This is a genomic window from Paenibacillus sp. J14 (assembly GCF_000518465.1).
Classification (GTDB): domain Bacteria; phylum Bacillota; class Bacilli; order Paenibacillales; family Paenibacillaceae; genus Fontibacillus; species Fontibacillus barengoltzii.
In genome coordinates this window covers 1-21948 of record NZ_JADQ01000046.1, presented here as the reverse complement: position 1 = coordinate 21948, position 21948 = coordinate 1, and the positions used below count along the sequence as shown (strand labels likewise).

Genomic DNA, 21948 nt, shown 5'->3' with positions numbered 1-21948 from the left:
AAAACCAGATTAGCCTCCGCGAATTTTTTCAGCAAGCTCATCGATCTTGCGTAACCGGTGATTTACCCCCGATTTGCTGACCGTTCCTTTCAGCAGTTCGCCCACTTCCTTCAGGTTCATATCCGGATGAGCCAGGCGAACCTCGGCGACCTCCCGCAGCTTCTCCGGCAGGTTCTCGAGCCCCACTTCCTTCTGAAGCAGCTTGATGTTGTCGATCTGACGGACCGCAGCGCCAATCGTCTTGTTCAAGTTGGCCGTCTCGCAGTTCACGATGCGATTGACGGAATTGCGCATGTCGCGCATAATCCGCACGTCCTCGAATTTGAACAACGCCTGGTGTGCGCCGATGATGCTGAGGAGCTCGATGATTTTTTCGCCTTCTTTGATGTAGAAAATAAAGCCTTTCTTCCGCTCGATGCAACGTGCGTTCAGATGAAACTCGTTCGCCAGATCGACCAGCGCCTTGCAATGCTCTTCGTACATCGAGGCGATCTCCAAATGGTAAGACGAACCCTCCGGATTGTTGACCGACCCGCCGGCCATGAACGCCCCGCGCAGATAAGCCCGCTTACAACAGTTTTTCCGTGTGAGCTCCGGATTAATCCCGGGATGAAAAATAAACCCCTCGGAGACGATTTTCAGCTCCTTTAGAATCTCCTCCACCCGAGCCGGAATGCGAACGATGTAGACATTGTTTTTCTTGAGGCGCATCTTTTTGCGGACCAGCAGCTCCGTGTGAATGTGGAAATGCTTCTTCAACAAGGAGTAGATCCGCCTTGCGATCGCGGCGTTTTCGGTGGAAATATCCAAAACGATCTTCTTGTTCGAAACCTGCACTGATCCGTTCATTCGGATGAGGGCGGATAGTTCAGCCTGCTCACAGCAGTCTGAGGCTTCGACCATCGTCAGCTCTTTTTTGGTTTGCGCCGCAAAGGACAAGAGACTCACCTCTTTCGTAAAATCCAGTTTTCAACTAGTTGGTATATATGATGGCTTAATTTATCGGCATCATGCCGCAAATATCTGCGGAACAACACCAGGGTATCGGCAATCACCTTATAGCCTTGACCCGTCACGTTATCCCAGTCCACCTGGACGGGCTTGGCGCCTTTCTCCGCGTAAAAATCCTGAACCTGCGGCGGAATTTCGCCGTCGTTCACGATAACGTAGTCGAACAAATGCTTGCCCACGTGATTATACACGGCTTGCAAATGGTCGCTGACCGTATAATCGTCCGTTTCGCCCGGCTGGGTCATAACATTGCATATGAATATTTTGATTGCGGAAGTATTTTCCAATACCGCCTCTGCCAGTTTCGGTACAAGCAAATTCGGAATAATGCTGGTGTACAAGCTGCCCGGTCCAATCAGAATAGCGTCTGCCTCCCGAATGGCCTCTACGGCCTCCGGCAATGGCTCGACCTCTTCCGGTTCAAGGAAAATGCGCTTGATCTTGCCTCGAACCTCCGGGATCTTCGATTCCCCAGTCACGATTGTACCATCTTCCATCTCCGCGTGCAGCACGACCGCCTGACCCGCAGCCGGCAACACGCGCCCGCGTACGGCAAAGACGCGGCTCAGCTCACGCACCGCGGTGACGAAATCACCGGAAATATCGGTTATTGCCGCCAAGATCAGATTGCCCAGACTGTGCCCAGCCAACCCCGAACCCGATGCAAACCGATAGTTCAGCATATCCGACAACAACGGTTCGACGTCAGCCAGTGCGGTAAGTACGTTGCGAATATCCCCGGGCGGCGGCATTTGTAATTCGTTGCGCAAGATCCCGGAGCTGCCCCCATCGTCGGCTACAGTTACAATAGCCGTGATATCGAGCGGTCTCTCTTTCAACCCGCGGAGCATGACAGACAAGCCAGTACCGCCGCCCATCACAACGATCCGCGGAACTCTTATATCCTTAGCCCGATGTATCACTAGGTTCACCTCTTAATGAGGGTTCAAAAAGGGAACAGGTTATCCTTTTGAATGTCCTCTATACTTGCAGGGGGCTTGGTTAGCGGTCCCGGCCTTCGTCGCGATGACTGACGCGAACCGTTTCCGTTTCGCTGACGCCAAGCATCTTACCCAGGTACTCGGCAATGGCAACCGAACGGTGTTTGCCGCCGGTACAGCCGATGCCGATGATGACTTGGCTTTTCCCCTCTTTATGGTATTGCGGCAGCAGGAAATGCAGCATATCCAGCAATTTAGCCAAGAATGTCTGCGTCTCCGGCCACTTCATAACATATTCATATACCTCGCTGTTTTGTCCCGTGAGCGGCCGCAGCTGCTCGATATAATGGGGATTCGGCAGGAAGCGCACGTCGAACACCAGGTCGGCATCGATCGGAATCCCATATTTAAATCCAAACGATGTAATGTTCACCGATAGGTTGCTGCTCTCCAAATGCGAGAATCGGGAAATGATCTTCTCCTTAAGCTGTGCCGGCTTCATGTTGCTGGTATCGATCACTTGAGTTGCCGACATCCGCAGATCATCCAACATTTTGCGTTCCAGCCGGATACCGTCCAGCGGCATCCCGTCCGGGGCCATCGGATGGCGGCGGCGGCTCTCCTTATACCGCTGCACGAGGATCGAATCGGTGGCATCGAGGAACAGGATTTCACACTTAATGGTGAAATGCTCCTTAATATATGCCAGCGACTCCGAAAGCGCCGTGAAGAACTCCCGGCCGCGCAGGTCGATGACCAGCGCAACCTTGGCGATTTTCCCTTTGGATTGTTCAATCAATTCTGCGAATTTGGGAATCAGCACCGGAGGCAAATTATCTACGCAAAAAAATCCGAGATCCTCCAAACTGCGCACGGCCAGCGACTTGCCTGCCCCCGACATGCCCGTGATAATGATCAGATTGGCGACCGAACTTGTTTCTTTCTCCGGCATGAGTATTCCCTCCTCGCGTACTTCTCCTTGTCCATAATCTAATTGTAACGGACCGTAATGACTCTATTTCTCGATTTCCCGGCTATTTCCCACTGTAACGGACCCCAGATACCTTAAAGGGCTCTGAGAATGGCCACTGAGCAGCATTTCCCACAAATAAGGTCTCCTCAGTCCGCTAGAAACTGTCATCCGTTCACGACAGGCAAATAACGGCTCTGGTGTCCGTTAGATGCTTCGTGATGGAAAGACGACCTCTTGAACTACCTTATGATTAAGAACGGAGGAAGAGGCCAGCGGCACCGACCATTCCCGCGTCATTGCCCAAGGTTGCAGGAACGATTTGCATGCCGCGTTGCACCGGCTCCGGCGTCAATTTGGCGAATACGCTGCGAACTTCGTTAAACAGAATGTCACCGGCTTTGGACACGCCCCCGCCGATAATAAACAGCTCTGGATTCAGAACGACAGCGACAGCCGCCATCGATTTGCCCAGATAGAAGGCCGCCCGGTTCACGATGCGAATTGCCGCTTCGTCACCCGCTTTAGCTGCGTCAAACACATCCTTCGCCATAATGTTCTCCACATGAGCCAGCGAGGTCCGGTCACCGCGCGCCACAGCGTCTTTTGCCATGCGAATAATCCCCGTAGCCGAGGATACGGTTTCCAAGCAGCCCATTTGGCCGCAGCCGCAGCCGATCGCTTCCAGATCCGGAACTACAGACATATGTCCAAGCTCTCCGGCCATTCCGGAGAAGCCTTGATAAATCTTCCCGTTAATGATGATCCCGCCGCCAACGCCGGTTCCCAGCGTGTAGCATACGCAATTGTCGATGCCTTTGCCTGCACCGCCCCAAGCTTCACCAAGTGCGGCCACATTGGCATCATTGTCTATTTTGATTGGCTTGCCCAGTCGCTCCTCCAAAATGGCGCGAATCGGGAAATCCTTCAAACCTACATTCGGCGCCAAAATGATGATCCCTTCGCGGACATTCGTAAACCCGGCGACCCCGGCGCCTACCCCGGCCACCTGTTCCCAGGCGAACGGCGATTCTTCCACGACACGCCGGACGTACTTCTCGATATTCGCCACGACCGTATCCGCGCCCTTATCGACTTCGGTCGGTCCTTCGTACGTATGAAGAAGCTGCCCTTCTTCATTGCAAATGCCGACTTTGACTGCCGTACCTCCCAGGTCAACGCCAATGTAGATTTTTTCAGACATTTTCACAAGCCACCTTTTTCATAAATATATAGATCATTTACGTACCTATACGTGCAAAAAGGCCATTCTCGATCCATCGCCGCTTTATTCCGCGCCATGACTGAAAACGCCTTCGCAAGTAGTTTTCTCCTACGTACCAACTATAAGCGAACCCATCGGTTCGGTCAAGAGAAGGGAAGAAACGGCAATCCCAATACCGATAAGGGATTTTGCGTAAATGACACAGATCACAGGCAAGCGTCAGCGAGTGTAGTTTCCGTTATATGAAAAAACCGGCATTCGCAAATGCAAACGCCGGATGCAAGAAGAGGAGTAAGCCATATTGGACAGGATCGAGCCGCTTTTGCTCGGAACTAGGACAAAATACGTTTCTGCCCTTGCAGCTCGCGAATAGGAGCGATGTTCTGCGTGAACTCCAGCGTTCCTAAATAACGTCCATCCTCACTGCGTACAGCGAAATAGCGGATGTACACAAATTTGTCCTTCACCGGAATCCAGAAGTCCTCGACATCCTTCCGCCCCGCCTTGAAATCCTCCAACAGCTGGTTGACGACATGGACGCTTTGCGGCGGGTGGCAATTTTGTACGGTCCGGCCAATGACCGCCTTCGTCCGGGCAAAGATGCGCTCTTTACCGTGGGAGAAATATCGGACGACATCGTTCTCATCGATAAACGTCAGATCCACTGGAAGATGGTTCATTACCGCCTCCAGCTGTTCCATCGAGAGAACGCCGGTCTCAAATTTAACGTACCCTTGCGGAACTCCTGCTTCCGTACCTGCCTGCGCGGTTCCTTCCTCTTCTTCACCCAAGGATTGCAGCGGTACGCGCTCTGGAATCCATTCGCGCTCCGGCGCGGTTAAGCAGAAGCCAATCTGATCGCTTTCCCGGGCAATGCTGACCCATTCGTCCTCCGTTAACTTCTCAAGGGCCATCGGGAGCAGAATATTTTCTTCTTTAAAAATCATCTCATTGACTTCCTTAATAATCCGTTCCAGATCCATCACTATCGTCTCCGGATCCGCGCTGCCGTCCGCCAGCTTGCCCTTCGTTTCCTTGATCATCATGCGGATGCCGTCGTCCACGCCCCACATCACCTTCGTCGGTCCGTAGATGCCGTACTTCTCCAGATACGGGAACAGCAGGTTTTCCTTACGGCTATAGTGCTTATCAAGATCCATCAGCAGGTTTAAATCCTCTAACAATTTGTATACGATCTCGCTGCTGGGGGCCTTTCGGTACTTGTCCAGATGAAGCTGAAGCTTGAAATTCACCAGCCGCTCGATCTCGCGATTTTCCAGCTTGAAGGTATGCACCGGGTGCCCCGGCTGCTCCTCCGGCTTGGACGACCGGTGAATGTCCTCGATCGAGCCCTTAAAAATTGCCGTATGCACCGAGCACAGCCGCTGAACCTCTTCGACTGGAATGCCCTCCTCATCCATCAGCGCATGCTCCATCGCAGAAATTTCCGCAACCGTCACGTCACCGACAGCCTCTTCAAACCGCGCCTTCACTTCCTCCACGCTCTTCCCCTGATGCAGCTCCTTAATAATCTCCTTTAGCATCTGCTGCCGGCGGCTTTGTTCCGGTGCGCCATACTCCCGGTTATTAATCAGTTCGCTCATCGCCTAACCCCTCCTTATAGAAATCGATCTGATTTCAGCTTCGAAATGTCTCGTTGACTTTCGTTGATAACCATTCTCAATAACAACGTAGCACAGGGAAAATCACCGACTTGTGATTGCAATCACAAATATTTCACGGAACCCCCCGTTTCTTTTTGTTCCGTCTTTTGCCAAAATAGAGTCAGGAGGAGTGTCATTATGCCTACTACACATTTGCTATATATTGAAGACGATCCCGAAATCGGGGAATGGGTCAGCTCCAACCTGGAAGCGCGCGGGTATACAGTCACCTGGCTGAAGCACGGGGATCAGGCGGTGGAGAAAGCTGTCGATTGCCAACTAGTTATCCTGGACGTAATGCTGCCAGGGTTAGACGGCTTCACGATTGGGGGACGGTTGAAGCAGAAGTATCCGAAGCTGCCGGTATTGATGCTATCGGCTCGCACTTCGATTGACGACAAACTGCAAGGATTGAAGTTTGCCGACGACTATTTAACGAAGCCGTTCCATCCGGATGAGCTCGCCGCGCGAATCGAGGTGCTGCTTCGCCGCAGCGGGGGGATTGCTGACCCGGCGCCGCTGCGGATCAAACATTTGCTTGTGTATGAGAAAGAAAACCGGATTATCCATCAGGATACCAACGAGGAGATCGTGCTGACCGGCAAGCAGTTTCATATTTTCGCCTACCTGCTGCGCCACCTCGGGCAAATCCTGACCAAGGAGCAGATCTATGAGGCGGTATGGAACGAGCCCTACCTCGACGGGGACAAAACCTTGATGGTGCATATCCGCCACCTGCGCGAGAAGCTCGAACGGGATCCTGCCAATCCTGAAGTAATCGAAACCATCCGCGGGATCGGCTATCGGGTGAGAACATGAAATTTCGTCCAGTGCGCAAGTTCCGTAAATCCCTGCTGACGCGATACGTTTTGATTTTAGGGATCGCATTTGTCTTTATTCCTGTCATGATTCCTATCAGCTTCATTGCAGCCTGGGGGGTGAATGTGCTCCTAAACCCTGACCATTACGGACACGAGATCCGTCCTTATGGCACCGGAAAACAAATTGAGGCCGCTTGGCATCAAGCGGCTGCTGAGCTCGAGGGAGCTCAAGCCGAGACCATCAACGCGAAGCTTAGAGAGATGAAGCATCGGTATCCTGACGCCGCGCTGTATTGGGTCGACACCGCCGGCATGACCCGCCTGCAGCTGCCGGAACAAGCGTCGGTGCCCCCGCAATGGTCCCTAGAGGATACCATCGCCTTCATGAAGCAGCGTGTAGATGCTGATCCTTTTACGGTCGTCGCTTTTATTGGCGGGGACGAACAAGCCAAACAAGGCTTCATGGTGCTGGAGCTCCCGCGTAAATATATGGTGATTCAAAAAGGGGAGCAGTTTAGCGACAATCGCTTTTACGGCGTGTTTATCGCGATTCTGCTAGGGGCGTTCGTCTTGCTCTCCTATCTGTTCTTCAGCGATATCCGCAAGCGCCTGCTGCGCCTGGAAGCCGGCATGACCCGTCCGGGTCCCGATGGTCTGCCGTCCCCCATCGAGGAAGGGCGTCCGGACGAAATCGGTCGATTGGAGCTCGCTTTTAACCATATGGTGTTCGCCCTGAAGGACAGTCGCCAGCGGGAGCGTGAGGAAGAGGAGCTGCGCAAGAGCCTGATCAGCCACCTGTCCCATGACTTGCGGACGCCGTTAACCGTGCTGGGCAGCCATTTGTATTCGCTCCGTCAGGAATCTCTATCCGAACAGGGAAAGCAATCCCTGGCTTTGATGGAGACGAAAATCAGTGATTTATCCGGACTGATGGATCATCTGTTATCGTACAACCTGCTCTCCAGCGGACGGTATGCCATGTCCTTGGAGCGGCTGGATATCCTGCGGATCGTGCGGGAAAGTGCGGCGGCCTGGTACCCTGTCTGGGAGAAGAACGGGATTACAGCCGATATTGAGCTGCCAGAGCAGCCGATTTACTGGAACGTGGATGCCCAAGGGTTCCGCCGCGTACTCGATAACCTGTTCCAGAACCTGGTCCGCCATGCCGGATCGGGTCGGTATGCCGGGATTGCGGTAGAGCCATACGAGGGCACTACGGCTCTCACGATCAGCGACCACGGCCCTGGCATGGGGTCGGTTTCCGCAAATGGAGGCGCGGGGCTAGGCCTGCAAATCGTCGATCTGCTGCTCCGAGAAATGGGACTCGCACGAGCCACCATATCCAGTGAAGCCGGAACGAAAGTGTATATTTATCCAGCGGCGAAATTGTCGTTGAAATAAGGAGAGAGACTGTCTCCAAAGCTGCTTCCTTTCCCTCGATTCGGAGGCAGTATCTCAGCGATTCGCGATGCCTGCAATGATACATTTTTGTGAGGGAGCAATCCCCGTTTTGTGTGTAAAAATGTTCCACGCTCCAAAATTAAACGAATCTTAAACTTATCCCGCCTTTGCCTTTAACCTCCGGGCGATATGATCATGACGAGGTGATAATTCGTGAGTGAAATGATCATTCAAACGGAAGGTTTAACCAAAAAATATCGCGGCCGTTACGCCGTGGACCACTTAAACCTGGAGATTGCGAAGGGGGACATCTACGGGTTCCTCGGACCTAACGGTGCAGGGAAAACCACAACAATCCGCATGCTGCTGGGCTTAATTCAGCCCACTTCGGGCAGCATCCGCATCTTTGGCCGCGAGCTGCAACGCGATAAGCTGGCGATTCTGCGCCGCATCGGTTCGCTGGTCGAATCCCCGTCCTATTATGGACATTTGAGCGCCATCGACAACTTGGAAGCGATCCGCCGTATCTTGCAGGTGCCGAAATCGCGCATCGACGAGGTGCTGGATATCGTCTCGCTGTCTAGCGAAGCACGACGGCCGGTGAAGGGCTTCTCCCTGGGGATGAAGCAGCGCCTGGGCATCGCCGCATCGTTGCTGGGTAACCCTGAACTGCTCATCCTGGACGAACCGACCAACGGACTGGACCCGTCCGGGATTCATGAGATCCGCGAATTAATTAAGAGCATGCCGAAGCGTTACGGCATCACTGTGCTCGTATCCAGCCACCTGCTCGGGGAGATGGAGCTGATGGCCAGCAAAGTGGGCATTATCCGCGAAGGTCGGATGGTGTTTCAGGATACAATCGACAATCTGCGGCTTCAGGCGGCTCACGATATGGAACTCGTTGTTTCAGAGCCGGATGAAGCCCTTTGGGTAGCCCGTGATCTAGGCGCCATCGGCAAGCTGCGAAGCGGAGTTCTCTCGTTCCCGGGGATGGCTGACGCCCAGGTCGCACGCCTGGTCAAACAGCTGGTGGAGAACGGACATGCGATCTATCGCGTTGAGCAGAAGAAGAAGTCGCTGGAGGATATCTTTATGCAGGTCATTGGGGAGGGGACCGCGGTATGATGTTACGCTCCCTCTCAGCCGACTTTTTGAAGATCCGGCGTAAAGGTATCTGGTTTCTTATCTTTCTCGCTCCGCTCGGATTGGTCGCCATGCAGGCGCTCAATTTCGGGCTGCGCTACGACTGGTTGACCAAGCAATATGCCGATGACCTGTGGGGAGGTCTCCTGCAGAATATTTCCTTCTTCGTGCCGATTGCGATATATCTCGGCTGTACCTTGGTCAGCTCGCTAGTGGCGAACGTCGAACATCAGCTTAGCTCCTGGAAGCAACTGCTGGCTCTGCCGATCTCACGGACCGCGGTGTATTGCGCCAAATTCCTGCTGTGCTTCCTGTTGCTGTCCGTTTCCTGCGTGCTGTTATCGGTCGTAACCGTAATTCTAGGTATCGCTCTCGGTTTCGAGGCCAGTTCCATCCCTTACGCGGATTTGGCTCGCCTTGGGTTCTATCCGTTTTTTGCCGCGTTGCCGCTGCTGGCCCTCCAGCTCTGGCTGTCGCTCTCCTATCGGAACCAGTCGTTGCCGGTATCCCTTGGCGTCACGATTTCCATCCTTTCGCCGTTTACATTGAACCTGTCCGAGTGGTTTCCACTGAACTGGCCGTTGTTCGGGTTCGAAGGACCACACCGCGAATGGTTTGTCGCAGCCGGACTTGCCTGCGGCGCAGTTATCCTGTTGACTGGACTTGTTCATTTCAACCGAAAGGACGTGGATTAAGATGAAGACGTTCCTGAACGTACTGGCCGCAGAACGGCTCAAAATGTCACGCTCGCGCCTCTGGCTCGTCCTGCTGATCAGCCCGGCCCTGTCTGCCTTGATCGGCGCCCTGGTTAATCTGCCAAAGGGGGCCGATGCAGCAGTCTGGCCGCTCTTGATCAGCGCCATGTCGATGCTTCATGCACTACTATTTCTGCCAATTATGTCCGGCTTATTTCCGTCGTTCCTCTGCCGTTATGAGCACACGGGCGGCGGTTGGAAGCAGCTGCTGGTGCTTCCTGTCTCACGGAGCGCAGTTTATCTGGCCAAATTCACCGTCGTTGCCGTCTTATTAGCCGCCTCTCAGCTGCTCTTTCTAGCTGCCCTGTTGATTGTAGCCCTATTCCAAGGGATCTCTGGCCCAATGCCATGGGGGATGATCGCCACGAGCCTTATCGGCGGCTGGATTGCCTGTATGCCACTGGTTGCCTTACAGCTGGGCGTCTCGCTGGTGTGGTCCAGCTTCGCAGCGCCGCTTGCGGTGAACGTATCCCTGACGATTCCAAATCTGCTGATCATCAATTCAGACAAGATTGGCCCTTTCTATCCTTGGGCACAGCCGTTGCTGGCCATGATGCCGCGCGGGCAAGCGGATTACGGTGCCTTTAACCTGCCGTACGAGAGTTTGCTCATTACGGTTCTCGGCAGCTTCCTGTTGTTCCTGATCGCTGGGATGTTGTACTTCCGCCGCAAAGCGGTATAAATCAATCAAACTACATCAACCTGATCCACTGAATACAAAAAAGGCCTTGTAGATGAGCCGGATGAGCATGTTAGCCATCCAGACCCTCTACAGGCCTTCTATTTAATGGGGAGGTTATTCATCTTTCATTTGGCTTTCAAGCCAGGCAAGTGAGTTGCCCGATTATTCTTTGACGCCGCCCAACGCTACACCGGCAATAATGTACCGGGACAGCAAGAAGTAGACGATAAACAGAGGCAACGCCGTCAATGCCAGACCCATGTAGATCGAACCGAATTCTGTCTTGTAAATATCGCCGCGCAGCAAGCTGACCATAATCGGCATCGTATATTTACTCTTATCCGTCAACAAAATGAGCGGCATAAACAGGTTATTCCAGTTCGCAACAAAGGCGAAAATCGCTTGCGTTGCAATCGCCGGCATCATCAGCGGCAGAATGATCCGGTTAAATGTCTTGAATTCACCGGAGCCGTCAACGCGCGCCGCTTCCACGATCTCAAGCGAGAGCGTACCCAGCAGGTACTGACGCATGAAGAATACAACTGCTGGAGCTGCGATCGCTGGCAAAATCAAAGGCAACAGATTGTTGGTCCAATGAATTTTGTACATAAATTGATAGAAACCGATCGAGCTGGCCTGTGCTGGAATCAGCATCACTGCCATAATAAAGGTAAAGAATGGTTGACGCAGCTTCCAGCTATAAGCGACCAGACCATAGGCTGTCAAGGACGAGAAATAAACCGTCAACAAAGTCGCCGAACCCGAGATAATAAACGAGTTCATGAAGCCTTGAAGCGGATCAAAGCTCTTGTCCAGCAGTACCTTCAGGTTGCTCATCATATGAGTAGATGGGAGCAACGAAAGGCCCGCTTGGATCTCTGCCGTTGAACGCGTAGCGTTCACGAACATGATCCAGAATGGAAGGATGCTGAGGAGTGCCAGCAAAATACATACGACATATACGATCGTCCGATTAATTCGGAGAGCGACCGCACTGCCTTCTTTAATTTTTTCCATGGCTTACACCTCCCCTTTCATAGCTGCACGTTCTGCTTTCTTTTGTTGCTTAATCAATTTATTTAATTTCGCCGCATCCCGGTCACGCATCAAATAGAACAGGATGGCGGACAATGCAGCGGCAATGACGAACAGAATCATACTTGCGGCAGCCGCACGGTTATACATATAGCTTCCTTTAAATGCTTGCCCATAGATAAACATCGAGGTGGTCAGCGTGGAGTCGTCCGGTCCGCCTTGAAGGAACAATTGCGGAATATCGAACATCGTCAGACCGCCGATCATGGACGTAATTAACGTATATAGCATGATGGTGCGCAGACTTGGCAAGGTAATCTTGAAGAAGGTCTGCCAGCCGTTAGCTCCATCAATCGCAGCAGACTCGAAGATCGCTGGATTGATCCCCATGACACCTGCAATCAAAATAATCATCGTGTTCCCGTACCACATCCAGAATTGAATGAAGGAAACGATCCCACGTGCTGTCGTCTTATCCTGCAGGAAGAAAATTGGAGCATCCGACCAACCTAACAACTGGAACAGACTGTTTACCGGCCCCATCGGATATGCAAACAGAGAGCTAAAAAGCACTGCAATCGTACTTGCAGTGATAATATTCGGCATATAGAGCATGATCTTAAACGCGCCTTGGCCTTTAATGTTCAGACGTTTGTTCGTAAACCAGGCCGTAAGCAGCAGCGCAAGACCGATCTGCGGAATAAAGTTCACAATCCAAAGAATAAACGTATTCACAAGCGACTTCTTGAAAGAAGCATTTTCAAGGATCAGATCTTTAAAGTTCTGAAACGGATTATCGAGAATTTCCAATGGTTTAGGGATAATCCCTTGTAAGTTAGTAAAGCCAATCACGGCCGTATAGAGAATCGGATACAGTGAAAAAACCAAAAAAGCCAACACAAATGGCAACGTAAAATAGTAACCGTATCTCGAATAGTTAACACCTTTGCGGCGCATGCTTTCACCTCTTTCATGGATATGAAGGGGCGGGTTATATTCCCCGCCCCTTCGCATCTACTGCGTATTCTTATTCGCTGTCGATGCCAAGTTGGTCTTTAACTTGTTGTTTGAAGGTTTTGATCGCATCTTCACGGGATTTGTTGCCTGCCGTGTATTCGCGAACTTGGTCGCGCCACAGTTTGTTGATCGTTTCGTCGTATTGCGTCAAGTTCTTACCGGAAGCGTTCTCGTTCGCTGGAACGAAGATGTCAAACATGTTTTGACCGCCCAGCATTGGAACTTCACCGTTCGATTTTGCCATCACCACGGAGGAAGCTACGCTATCCTTCGTACCTGCTTCGCCCTCTTTCATCGTACCGTTTGCCCAGAAATATTGGAGGCCGGTTTCAGAGGTATCCAACGTTACCCAGTTAATGAAATCAGCAACCGCTTTCTTCTTCGCTTCGTCTTTCGTTACGTCTTTGTTAGCCAAGAGCCAAGTACCGCCCCAGAAGAACCCTGTTGGTGGTTCAGTTACAGCCCAGTCACCGTTTGTATCTTTAACTTGACCGTTCATGACATAGTTGATCAACCAAGCTGGACCAAAGAAACCAAAGATCGGTTGAGCACCGGAGCCGGACATGTCAGCATACCATGCTTCTGTCCAGTCTGTCGTGTCGTTGTGGTAACCGTTGTCTTTCAACTTCTTGGAGAGATCCAAGAACTGTTCACGCTTCGGATCGATGTGCAGTTTGCCGTCAACGATCCAGCCTTTGTCGGAGCTGTTCTCGATCGCGTGCCAGATATCACCGTCACCGGATACGATACCATAGCCTTTAGCTTTCAGCTTCGCAGCTGCATCGAAGAACTTATCCCAACCAGGACCAACTTCATTTTTGATAGCAGCTGGGTCATCTGTCCCGAATACGTCTTTCGCAATCGAACGACGATAGATGAAAGCGCCGCCAGTTGCTTGGTAGCCAAGAGCTTTCAGCTCGCCGTCTTTACTACCGATATCTACGGAGTATTGAGCGATGCCAGCATCTTGAACCATTTGGTCAGTCAAGCCCAGGTCAGCGTAGTTCGCTGCATACCCGGAAGCGTCGCCTTGCGTATATTTCAGAACGAACGCTGCTTCAGCAGCATAAATGTCCGGGGCGTCTTTGCCGCCGCCAGCCAAAGCTTGGTCAAGCGCAGGTTGGTAAGCGCCATCAGTTGTAGCGATAACCGTTGTTTTGAATTCAACATTAGCGTCTGGATGCGTTTCCAAATATTTTGTAGTCATATTTGGAATTTCATCCGTGAAGCTCCACAGATTGATGGTAACCTTTTCGCCGCTGGAACCTTTACCTGCGGAAGAATTCGTTTCCGTAGGTGTTGTATTGTTCGAGGACGACTCATTCTTGGAATTGCCGCCGCAAGCCGTGAGAGCTGTTGTCATCACCAGCAAGGCGGAGATCCCGATCAACAGGTGTTTCATACGTTTCATGCGTTTCATGCTTTGCCTCCCCTTTTGTTTACTCTTCTCGGTATTTTGTAACCGCATTCACATTTTAATACATCTTTTTGTTCTCCATAAGTAAGCGCTTATTGGGAAAAGTTCAACTATTTTTGGGTCTTGAGATCGAGGGGGCCTTTTCAGACTCAAATCAGAATGACAATTGTCATCTCAATGTCATGACAGTCCTTACTAACAGAGGGGCCGCAGTTCCTTTATGCTTAAGTTAACCGAGGAAGAAATAACCAAGATGAAACCTTGATCGGAGGCGAAGCTTTCGTGGAACCTATTATTGAAATGAAGGACGTCAGCAAGAGCTTCAAAGATAAAAAAGCGGTAGATCATCTATCATTTACCATTTCCAAAGGCACCATCACCGCCATTCTAGGACCAAATGGAGCCGGGAAGACGACGGCGATCTCGATGCTGCTCGGCTTGCTGGAACCAACAGCCGGAACGATTCAACTGTTCGGAAAGCCGCCGAAAGACCGCTTGGTCCGCGAGCGGACTGGGGCGATGCTGCAGGAGGTCAGCGTGATGGATCGGCTAAAGGTACGCGAAATCCTGGAGCTGATTCGCAGCTACTACCCCAACCCGATGGCGATAGACGAATTGGTTCGTCTGACGGGGTTGTCCAATAGCGATTTAAACCGCTATGCCGAGAAGCTGTCCGGCGGGCAGAAGCGCAGTCTTAGCTTTGCCCTTGCCTTGGCAGGGAACCCGGAGTTGCTCTTCTTTGATGAGCCCACAGTGGGGCTGGACATCACGTCGCGCCGCCGCTTCTGGGACAGCGTTCGCAAGTTGGCCGCACAAGGGAAGACGGTCGTTTTCACAACGCATTACTTGCAAGAAGCCGACGATATTGCCGATCGAATCTTGTTGTTTAACCGGGGCTCCTTAGTCGCAGACGGCACGCCTGAAGCGATCAAATCGCGGATTGTCAAACGTTCGATTTCCTTCCTTGCCGACGGCGATGGTCCCGAACTGCGGAGCCGATTGCTGGCGCTCTCCCCTGTCGCGGAATGCTACAACAAAGACGGACGTATCCATGTGACAACGGAGGATACCGACGCAGCATTGGCAGCGTTGTTTACCGCCGGTCTGCCCGTGCACGACATCCAGATCGAGCAAGGACGGTTGGATGAAGCGTTCGAACAGCTGACGACAAACCATGAAGAGGAGGCAATCTAACGATGCGTACCATTACGATGCAATGTAAAGCGGAAATGCTTCGGGTGATCCGCAACCCCTATTATGTATTTTGGTCGTTGTTGATGCCGGTCTTGTTCTACTTTATCTTCACGCGGGTCGTTAATACCGGGGCCGACAATCCGAGTGAATGGCGGGCGTATTACCTGATGTCCATGACGACCTTCAGCGTAATGGGGTCGGCGATTATGACGCTTGGCATCCGCCTGGTGCAGGAGCGTACCCAAGGCTGGGCGACCTTCATGCGAATCACGCCGCTGCCCGGTTCGATTTATTTCTTCGGCAAAATGTTCGGCCAAACCATGATGCACCTGTTTTCCGTAGTGTTTATTTTTATCGCGGGGTATTTAATTAACGGGGTAACACTGCCTTGGTATCTGTGGATTTCCAGCGGGTTGTGGATCATTGCAGCTTCGCTTCCTTTTCTCGCGTTGGGGACGCTGGTGGGTCTGATGAAGCGCGTGGATACGGCGAGCGGCGTCAGCAACGTTGTGTACCTGCTTCTCGCCGTCGCAGGCGGTATGTGGATGCCGTTCGAAGTGCTGCCTAAGGTGATGCAGGCCATCGGCAAATGGCTACCCTCCTACCAGTTCGGAAGCGGGGCCTGGTCCATCGTTCAAGGGGATGCCCCGAGCTGGCAAAGCGTGCTGATTTTGCTGGGCTACCTCTTCCTGTTTATGATACTATCCACATATATCCGAAAAAAACAGGAAGCGGTGTAACTCCAAATGAAGTTAGGTAAGTTCCAGTTTGAATGGTTTCCGAAAAAATACGGCTGGTTCCCCTACGTCTGGCCGATCTACTTGATTCTTCCCTTCTTCAATATTCGGGGAGAGCATGGAATCAAGCTGTGGATCGGCTGCGCAATGATCGTCTTGTTTGCCGTGACTTATCGCCAGTTATACTGGGTTACCGGCAAAGTCTTCAACTTGTGGCTTGCGCTGCAAATGGCCCTCATTCTGGCGCTCTGTATGTTCTATAGTCCGTATAACTTCTATTTGGGCTTCTTCACCTCGAACTTCATCGGTTGGTACACCGATCACAAGAAGTTCCATGTGGCTATTTCCTGCTTCGCTGCAGTAGAAGTACTGTCGCTCCTGTTTGGCGCCCGGAATCTGGTTGCCAGCGATCTGCCGTTTATGTTGCCTTTTCTGGTCATTATGCTGGTGATGCCTTACGGCATCCGTTCAATGTCGAGACGGCAGCAATTGGAGCGGGAACTGGACCGGGCGAACGAGCAGATTAAGGAGCTGATCAAGCGGGAGGAACGTATGCGCATCGCCCGCGATTTACACGATACGCTCGGCCATACTTTATCTCTAATCACGCTCAAAAGCCAGCTGGTCGAGAAGCTCGCCGCCAAAGATGCGGAACGGGCCCAAGCTGAGGCGCGGGAGATCCAGCGTACCTCCCGGGCCGCGCTGCGACAAGTGCGGGAGCTCGTCTCCGACATGCGGGCGATCACCGTCGCGGAGGCGTTGGCGGAAGCCAGCGAAATCCTTCGCGCAGCCGACATCGCCCTCGACGTGGAAGGCGACCCGCGACTCGCCGGCGTGTCGGACTTGATGCAGAACATCGTCAGCCTCTGCATCAAAGAGGCAGTGACGAACATCGTCAAGCATAGCCGGGCCACGCGCTGCGTCGTCACGATTGAGACCGCACCGGCGGAGGTGCGGCTGCAGATCGAGGACAACGGGATCGGGTTGTCCTCGGGGAAGGCGGGCAGCGATCGGCTGGCCCCGCCTTCGGGCGACAGTGTCGCAGGCAATGGCTTGAAGGGCATGGCCGAGCGGTTGTCGCTGATCGACGGCACATTAACCGTCGGAGCGGGGAGCTTGGAAAGTGCGGATGGTTCCGAAGCCGGGGTAGGCCAGGGCACTCGGCTGCAGATCACCATCCCGCTCATCGTGAAAGAAGCTGCTAAAGAAGGTGAAACCGCATGATACGCATCGTCATCGCCGAGGATCAACGGATGCTGCGGGGGGCGCTGGCCTCCCTGCTCGATCTGGAGGACGACCTTGAGGTCGTCGGCCAGGCCGGAGACGGCGCGGAGGCGCTGGCGCTCATCGAGAAGCTGCGCCCCGATGTCTGCCTCATGGACATCGAGATGCCGCTGATGAGCGGGCTGGAGGTGGCCGAACGGCTGCAGGCCCAGGGATCGCCGTGCCGCGTCATCATCTTAACGACGTTCGCGCGTCCCGGCTACTTCGAACGGGCAGTGAAGACCGGCGTCCAAGGCTACCTGCTCAAGGATGAATCCAGCGATCGGCTGGCAGAGGCGATCCGACGGGTGATGGCCGGCCACCGCGAAGCTTCGCCGGAGCTGGTCTTCGGCAGCCTCCGCCGGGACAATCCCTTGACCGCCCGCGAGCAAGATATTCTGCGGCTGGCTGCTAAAGGCTGCACCGCCAGCGAAATCGCGGTTTCTCTGCACTTGTCCTACGGCACCGTTCGTAATTATATTTCCGAAATTTTGAACAAGCTGGAGGTCAAGAGCCGCATCGAAGCGGTTCGCCTCGCCGAGGAGAACGGATGGATTTAAGTACGCAAATATCATAACGCCAAAAAGAGGACGCCGATCTCGGCGTCCTCTTAAATTTTCACGTTGCAATCTATTCGATTTTTCGTGTTCATTCAGGTGTTAGATGATCGAAAACCTGAAATGTACTCGATTTTTCATATAGATTCTTGCGGTTTAGGATCGGATCGGCAAAATGTGTATGAAATTTCATATACAATCCTTTGAAATCGCCGAAATCCCCTCAATATACTCGATTTTTCGAATACATTTCGGACAGCAAAAGACCGTCCTGTGTCCCCAACGTTAACTCCCCGTCGGGCCGCTCCAATCATGCACCATGCTGCCCTCCAGGAACTTCTCGCAGTCCATCGCCGCCATACAGCCGGAACCCGCCGCGGTGATCGCTTGGCGGTAACGCGTATCCTGGACGTCGCCGCAGGCAAATACCCCCGGCACGTTCGTCTCCGTGGTTCCCGGCTTCACCACGATATAGCCGTGGGCGTCGGTCTCTACGGCGCCGCCGAGAAACTTCGTGTTTGGCGTATAACCAATCGCCACGAACACTCCGTCGGCCTCCAGCAGCTCCTCTTGCCCATCGGCATTGTTCCGCACCTTCAGGCCTTTCACTTTGACGCCGTCCTCATCCGTCACCACTTCCAACGGTGTGCGGTTAAGTGCCCAGTGGATTTTCTCGTTGGATCTGGCGCGATCCTGCATGATTTTGGAGGCGCGCAGCTCCTCCCGACGATGCACGATCGTCACTTCGGTCGCGAATCGCGTCAGGAAATTCGCTTCCTCCATAGCGGAGTCACCGCCTCCGACAACGATGAGTTTTTTGCCGCGGAAGAAGAACCCATCACAGGTGGCACAGGTGCTGACCCCTCGTCCTACATTCTCTTGCTCGCCCGGGATGCCCAAATATTTCGCCGAGGCCCCGGTCGATATAATCACCGATTCGGATTCCAGCACCTCACCGCCTTCGAGCGTCACTTGAAACGGCCGCTTGGAGAAATCCACCTTCTCCACCCAGCTGGCCCGAAACTGTGCGCCAAACCGTTCTGCTTGCTTGCGCATATTGTCCATCAGCTCAGGGCCCATAATGCCTTCCGGAAAGCCGGGGAAATTCTCTACTTCCGTCGTCGTGGTCAACTGACCGCCCGGCTCCAGCCCCTCGATCACCACCGGGCTCAGATTCGCCCGCGCCAAATAAATCGCCGCCGTTAATCCGGCCGGCCCCGTTCCAATCACCAATACTTTGTGCATACGCTCGTACCTCCTTGGTTCCTAGGAAATAGCTCGACCCGTCGATTCCTATGTAAATGGAATACTCCATCAAATTTTCCCCAAGTTGGACCTGCTTTACCCATCAAACTATTGGACCGAAGGAAAAATGTCCGCGAGCTTCTCCTTCACGCCGCAAACTTCATCCACCCGTTGAACGTAACGACGAGCCGTAGAAGCGGAAATATTGTATTTCTGCGCCACCTGCTCGTAGGTAACGGATTGCCCGTGCATTTTGGCCGTCAAATATTCAAGCGCTGCGGCCCAGCCCTCCAAATGGGAGACCGTTGGCGTATCCGGATATAACCGGGTAAGAAACTCCGCCCACAACGTCTCCATATCATGCTGCTGCTGAAGATCGAAGCTCGGCTTCATCCGCTCCAGCGCCAAATCTACCACCGCTTGCCACTCACTCCGCCATACCGGCAGCTGTGTAGATACCCGGCTCGGATCAACCAGCGTTGTCGTTGCTCCAGAACGAACGGGCAGCGGCTGGTTCACGCCAAGATTGCGGAGGACAAACAAAGCCATTTCTTTCAAATACGCATCCTCATCCGGCTCCAGCAAGAAGGCTTGCAGCGCCTCCTCAACCTCCTGGTCAGCGATCAGGCCCATCGCTTGAATGACTTGAAGCTTGGTTTTGTGATCCCCGTGGCGCAGCGCCCAGAAGAACGAGGAACGAATCAGCGGGTTCTCCTTCATCTCAGCCGGGATCCCTTCTTCCGAAGCCTCCCAGCGTTTCATTTGCTCCTCGAACGGCAGCAGGTACTGGTAATTCACCGGAACCGGTTCTGCCTCGGGATGTTCACGCTCCTGAGACAGAATGTTCAAGTAATAGCCCGGCACACTCGAGCTGGGATCCAGTCTTTTGGCAGCCTTCCAGAGCTTCTCGGCTTCCTCCTTCCGCCCCGTATGGTAGGCAGCCACAGCCGCATAGTGATACAGGCTGGCATCCAAGTTCGTCTCACTCCCGCGCATCAGCCGTTGAAAATGGCCAAAGGCCGCTTCGTGCCGCCCCAAGATGCCCATCGTTGTTGCCAGCTTGAACACGTGCTCTTGGTGGAAAGGAACGATATTTTCCAATCGCCCGGCCAACTCTTCCAACGCCTCACGGTTCCCGGCATGCTGATAAAAAATCGCCAGATTACACAAGCCGTGCAAATTACCCGGATCCTGCACCAACACCTCTTCCACGGTCTCTACCGCTTTGCGGAACAATCCGAGGTAGTAATACCCTAAGGCCAGATTATTGCGGGCCGCCAGAAAATCAGGACGAGTCTGCACCAGCTCCTCCAGCATTTTAACGGCTTGTGCGAACTTGCCTTCCTCCAGCAACGCACGCGCCTGATCGTGCTCATAGACGCCATGGCGCGATTTGATGCTCTTTAATTTCGTCGGGCGATCCAGCTCGTATTGCAGCAGGTCGATCATCTCCTCGGCCTCGCTCAGGAACTGTCCTTGTTCATCCTCCTCCAAATAACGGATGAGCGCTTCTTCGGCCGCTTCAAACATATCCATATTGGCGTAATTGTTCGCCATATAGAAATAACATTCCGTCATGGACGGGTCGATCTCCTCCAGCACGGTCTGGAGCACCTCATTGGATGCCGCATAGTCTCCCATCTCCGATAGAATCCCGGCCATATTGCAGTGATTCACCGGGTTGCTCGGCTCGTATTCCACGGCTTTGCGGAAATATTTTAATGCCTTGTCATAGCGATAACGGTCCAACGAAGAAACGGCTCTCTCGAAGAAAAATCCCGCATCCATCGAGATCGGCAGTACTTTCCCCCGCTGGTTCTTAGCCGGTCGCTTTCTTTCCTTCAAGCAAGGCACCTCCTTTGATTTCAATCTTCCAAGTCTACTTTCCGTACGTTTCAGGTAAACTCTCCATTCCACAGTATAACATAGGAGAAGCTGTCCTCCCACGGGGAATCCAAGCGGAAAATAACGGATGTGCCGCGTCTGGAAGGAAATCCACGCTCCGCAAGCGAATTATTAAGATATTTGTAGAGAAAGGAGCTATCCCCATAATGTATTTTGTTTGGGAAAATACGGTTATTGCCTTATTGATTCTCTTACTGGTCATTTACGCGATCTGGTTTTTTCTTCTTAGAAAAAAACGACACTAAAGGAGGGCTTCCGGACGATGGACACGAACCACCCCCAATTTACGACGATCGACGAATATATCGCCCAATTTCCGCCGGAGATTCAGGACAGATTGCAGCAAATCCGTAAGCTGGTCCATGAGATTGCGCCTCACGCCACTGAGCGGATCAGTTACAAAATGCCGACTTTTGAAACTGATGGCAAAGTTCTGGTACATTTTGCAGCGTTTAAGAAACATATCGGTTTCTACCCAACCCCGAGTGGAACGGAGCAATTTGCCGAGGAACTGTCCCAGTACCAAGGCGGAAAAGGGTCCGTACAGTTTCCTTTGGACCAGCCGCTGCCGCTGGATCTGATTCGCCGCATGGTTCTCTTCCGCGCAGAGGAAAATCGCCGGGCCGCCGAAGCCAAAGCGGCTAAGAAGCCGAGGAAGAACCCCTAACTCGCCAATCATAACCACCCGTCCAACGGGTGGTTTGCTCTTGGGGTATAACCCCTTGTTGCCAAACTGCGCCTAAAGACGCTAGCCTGACAATAAAATTGTTCAGGCTCAGTGTTTTTGTCACTTTCACTTACCAGTTAAACTGGTTTACTTTTTCTTGCTACCGTTTCTGCTAAATGGATCTTCATACTCTTTGACGCTCAGTTTATCGATTGCCTGGTCATGTGCTTCCTGCTCGCGGATATACTTTGCGACAGTGGCCTCATTCAAGCCCACTGTGCTTACGTAGTATCCC

20 protein-coding genes and 1 pseudogene are annotated in these 21948 nt (G+C 52.9%); 10 read left to right on the top strand and 11 right to left on the bottom strand.

The annotated features are described in order from the left end of the window. Positions 1-9: 9 nt before the first annotated feature. From whiA to M891_RS0116510, 5 genes are all read right to left on the bottom strand, one after another. Entirely contained in the window at positions 10-939 is a 930-nt protein-coding gene (gene whiA / locus M891_RS0116530; protein ID WP_016314020.1) for a DNA-binding protein WhiA, read from the bottom strand. 5 nt (positions 940-944) lie between these two features. Further along, a complete protein-coding gene (locus M891_RS0116525; RefSeq protein WP_009224996.1) occupies positions 945-1889 on the bottom strand; it encodes a gluconeogenesis factor YvcK family protein in 945 nt (314 codons plus the stop codon). Positions 1890-2013: 124 nt separating this feature from the next. Continuing rightward, positions 2014-2904, bottom strand: a complete 891-nt coding sequence (gene rapZ, locus M891_RS0116520; protein WP_028539601.1) for an RNase adapter RapZ — start codon at positions 2902-2904, stop codon at positions 2014-2016. Positions 2905-3175: 271 nt separating this feature from the next. Beyond that, positions 3176-4126, bottom strand: coding sequence for an ROK family glucokinase (locus tag M891_RS0116515; RefSeq protein WP_009224998.1), 951 nt, complete (start codon positions 4124-4126; stop codon positions 3176-3178). 353 nt (positions 4127-4479) lie between these two features. Further along, positions 4480-5751 carry a DUF438 domain-containing protein gene (locus M891_RS0116510; RefSeq protein ID WP_028539600.1) on the bottom strand — a complete coding sequence of 424 codons (1272 nt, stop codon included), beginning with the start codon at positions 5749-5751 and terminating at the stop codon, positions 4480-4482. A gap of 198 nt (positions 5752-5949) precedes the next feature. On the opposite strand from M891_RS0116510, the gene M891_RS0116505 reads away from it, so the two are divergent. The 5 genes from M891_RS0116505 (at position 5950) to M891_RS0116485 (ending at position 10616) form a co-directional block, all read left to right on the top strand. Further along, positions 5950-6630, top strand: a complete 681-nt coding sequence (locus M891_RS0116505; RefSeq protein WP_028539599.1) for a response regulator transcription factor — start codon at positions 5950-5952, stop codon at positions 6628-6630. After that, complete coding sequence (locus M891_RS0116500) at positions 6627-8033, top strand: sensor histidine kinase (RefSeq protein ID WP_028539598.1); 1407 nt, start codon at positions 6627-6629, stop codon at positions 8031-8033. The genes M891_RS0116505 and M891_RS0116500 overlap by 4 nt, the downstream gene beginning before the upstream one ends. Before the next feature lie 213 nt (positions 8034-8246). After that, positions 8247-9161, top strand: coding sequence for an ABC transporter ATP-binding protein (locus M891_RS0116495; protein ID WP_016314026.1), 915 nt, complete (start codon positions 8247-8249; stop codon positions 9159-9161). After that, positions 9158-9874 (top strand): ABC transporter permease, encoded by a 717-nt coding sequence (locus M891_RS0116490; protein ID WP_028539597.1) that lies wholly within the window; start codon positions 9158-9160, stop codon positions 9872-9874. The genes M891_RS0116495 and M891_RS0116490 overlap by 4 nt, the downstream gene beginning before the upstream one ends. Before the next feature lies 1 nt (position 9875). Continuing rightward, on the top strand, positions 9876-10616 hold the full coding sequence (locus M891_RS0116485) for an ABC transporter permease (RefSeq protein WP_028539596.1): 741 nt from the start codon (positions 9876-9878) through the stop codon (positions 10614-10616). Between the two features lie 162 nt (positions 10617-10778). Here M891_RS0116485 and M891_RS0116480 read toward each other — a convergent pair whose 3' ends face one another. The 3 genes from M891_RS0116480 to M891_RS0116470 all read right to left on the bottom strand — a co-directional run bounded on the left by M891_RS0116480 (position 10779) and on the right by M891_RS0116470 (position 14088). Continuing rightward, positions 10779-11633, bottom strand: a complete 855-nt coding sequence (locus M891_RS0116480; protein ID WP_016314029.1) for a carbohydrate ABC transporter permease — start codon at positions 11631-11633, stop codon at positions 10779-10781. A 3-nt stretch (positions 11634-11636) separates the two neighbouring features. Continuing rightward, on the bottom strand, positions 11637-12608 hold the full coding sequence (locus M891_RS0116475) for a carbohydrate ABC transporter permease (protein WP_028539595.1): 972 nt from the start codon (positions 12606-12608) through the stop codon (positions 11637-11639). 70 nt (positions 12609-12678) lie between these two features. Continuing rightward, positions 12679-14088: an ABC transporter substrate-binding protein gene (locus M891_RS0116470; protein WP_028539594.1), complete on the bottom strand. Its 1410-nt coding sequence runs from the start codon at positions 14086-14088 to the stop codon at positions 12679-12681. 279 nt (positions 14089-14367) lie between these two features. On the opposite strand from M891_RS0116470, the gene M891_RS0116465 reads away from it, so the two are divergent. Genes M891_RS0116465 through M891_RS0116450 form a run of 4 tightly spaced genes read left to right on the top strand, consistent with a single transcriptional unit; the run spans position 14368 to position 17839 of the window. Continuing rightward, positions 14368-15279 carry an ABC transporter ATP-binding protein gene (locus M891_RS0116465; RefSeq protein ID WP_028539593.1) on the top strand — a complete coding sequence of 304 codons (912 nt, stop codon included), beginning with the start codon at positions 14368-14370 and terminating at the stop codon, positions 15277-15279. Positions 15280-15281: 2 nt separating this feature from the next. Beyond that, positions 15282-16019 (top strand): ABC transporter permease, encoded by a 738-nt coding sequence (locus M891_RS0116460; RefSeq protein WP_028539592.1) that lies wholly within the window; start codon positions 15282-15284, stop codon positions 16017-16019. A 6-nt stretch (positions 16020-16025) separates the two neighbouring features. Further along, positions 16026-17240 carry a sensor histidine kinase gene (locus M891_RS0116455; protein ID WP_028539591.1) on the top strand — a complete coding sequence of 405 codons (1215 nt, stop codon included), beginning with the start codon at positions 16026-16028 and terminating at the stop codon, positions 17238-17240. Further along, positions 17237-17839: a response regulator transcription factor gene (locus M891_RS0116450; protein WP_028539590.1), complete on the top strand. Its 603-nt coding sequence runs from the start codon at positions 17237-17239 to the stop codon at positions 17837-17839. The genes M891_RS0116455 and M891_RS0116450 overlap by 4 nt, the downstream gene beginning before the upstream one ends. A gap of 282 nt (positions 17840-18121) precedes the next feature. On the opposite strand, the gene trxB is transcribed toward M891_RS0116450, so the two are convergent. Then, positions 18122-19081, bottom strand: coding sequence for a thioredoxin-disulfide reductase (gene trxB / locus M891_RS0116445; RefSeq protein WP_028539589.1), 960 nt, complete (start codon positions 19079-19081; stop codon positions 18122-18124). A 108-nt stretch (positions 19082-19189) separates the two neighbouring features. Next, positions 19190-20926, bottom strand: a complete 1737-nt coding sequence (locus tag M891_RS0116440) for a tetratricopeptide repeat protein (protein WP_028539588.1) — start codon at positions 20924-20926, stop codon at positions 19190-19192. A gap of 322 nt (positions 20927-21248) precedes the next feature. Here M891_RS0116440 and M891_RS0116430 point away from each other — a divergent pair, with 322 nt between their 5' ends. Continuing rightward, entirely contained in the window at positions 21249-21653 is a 405-nt protein-coding gene (locus tag M891_RS0116430; RefSeq protein ID WP_016314039.1) for an iron chaperone, read from the top strand. Between the two features lie 147 nt (positions 21654-21800). Here the strand turns inward: M891_RS0116430 and M891_RS24080 are convergent. Next, positions 21801-21948: pseudogene (locus tag M891_RS24080) on the bottom strand (IS200/IS605 family transposase); the annotation flags it as partial.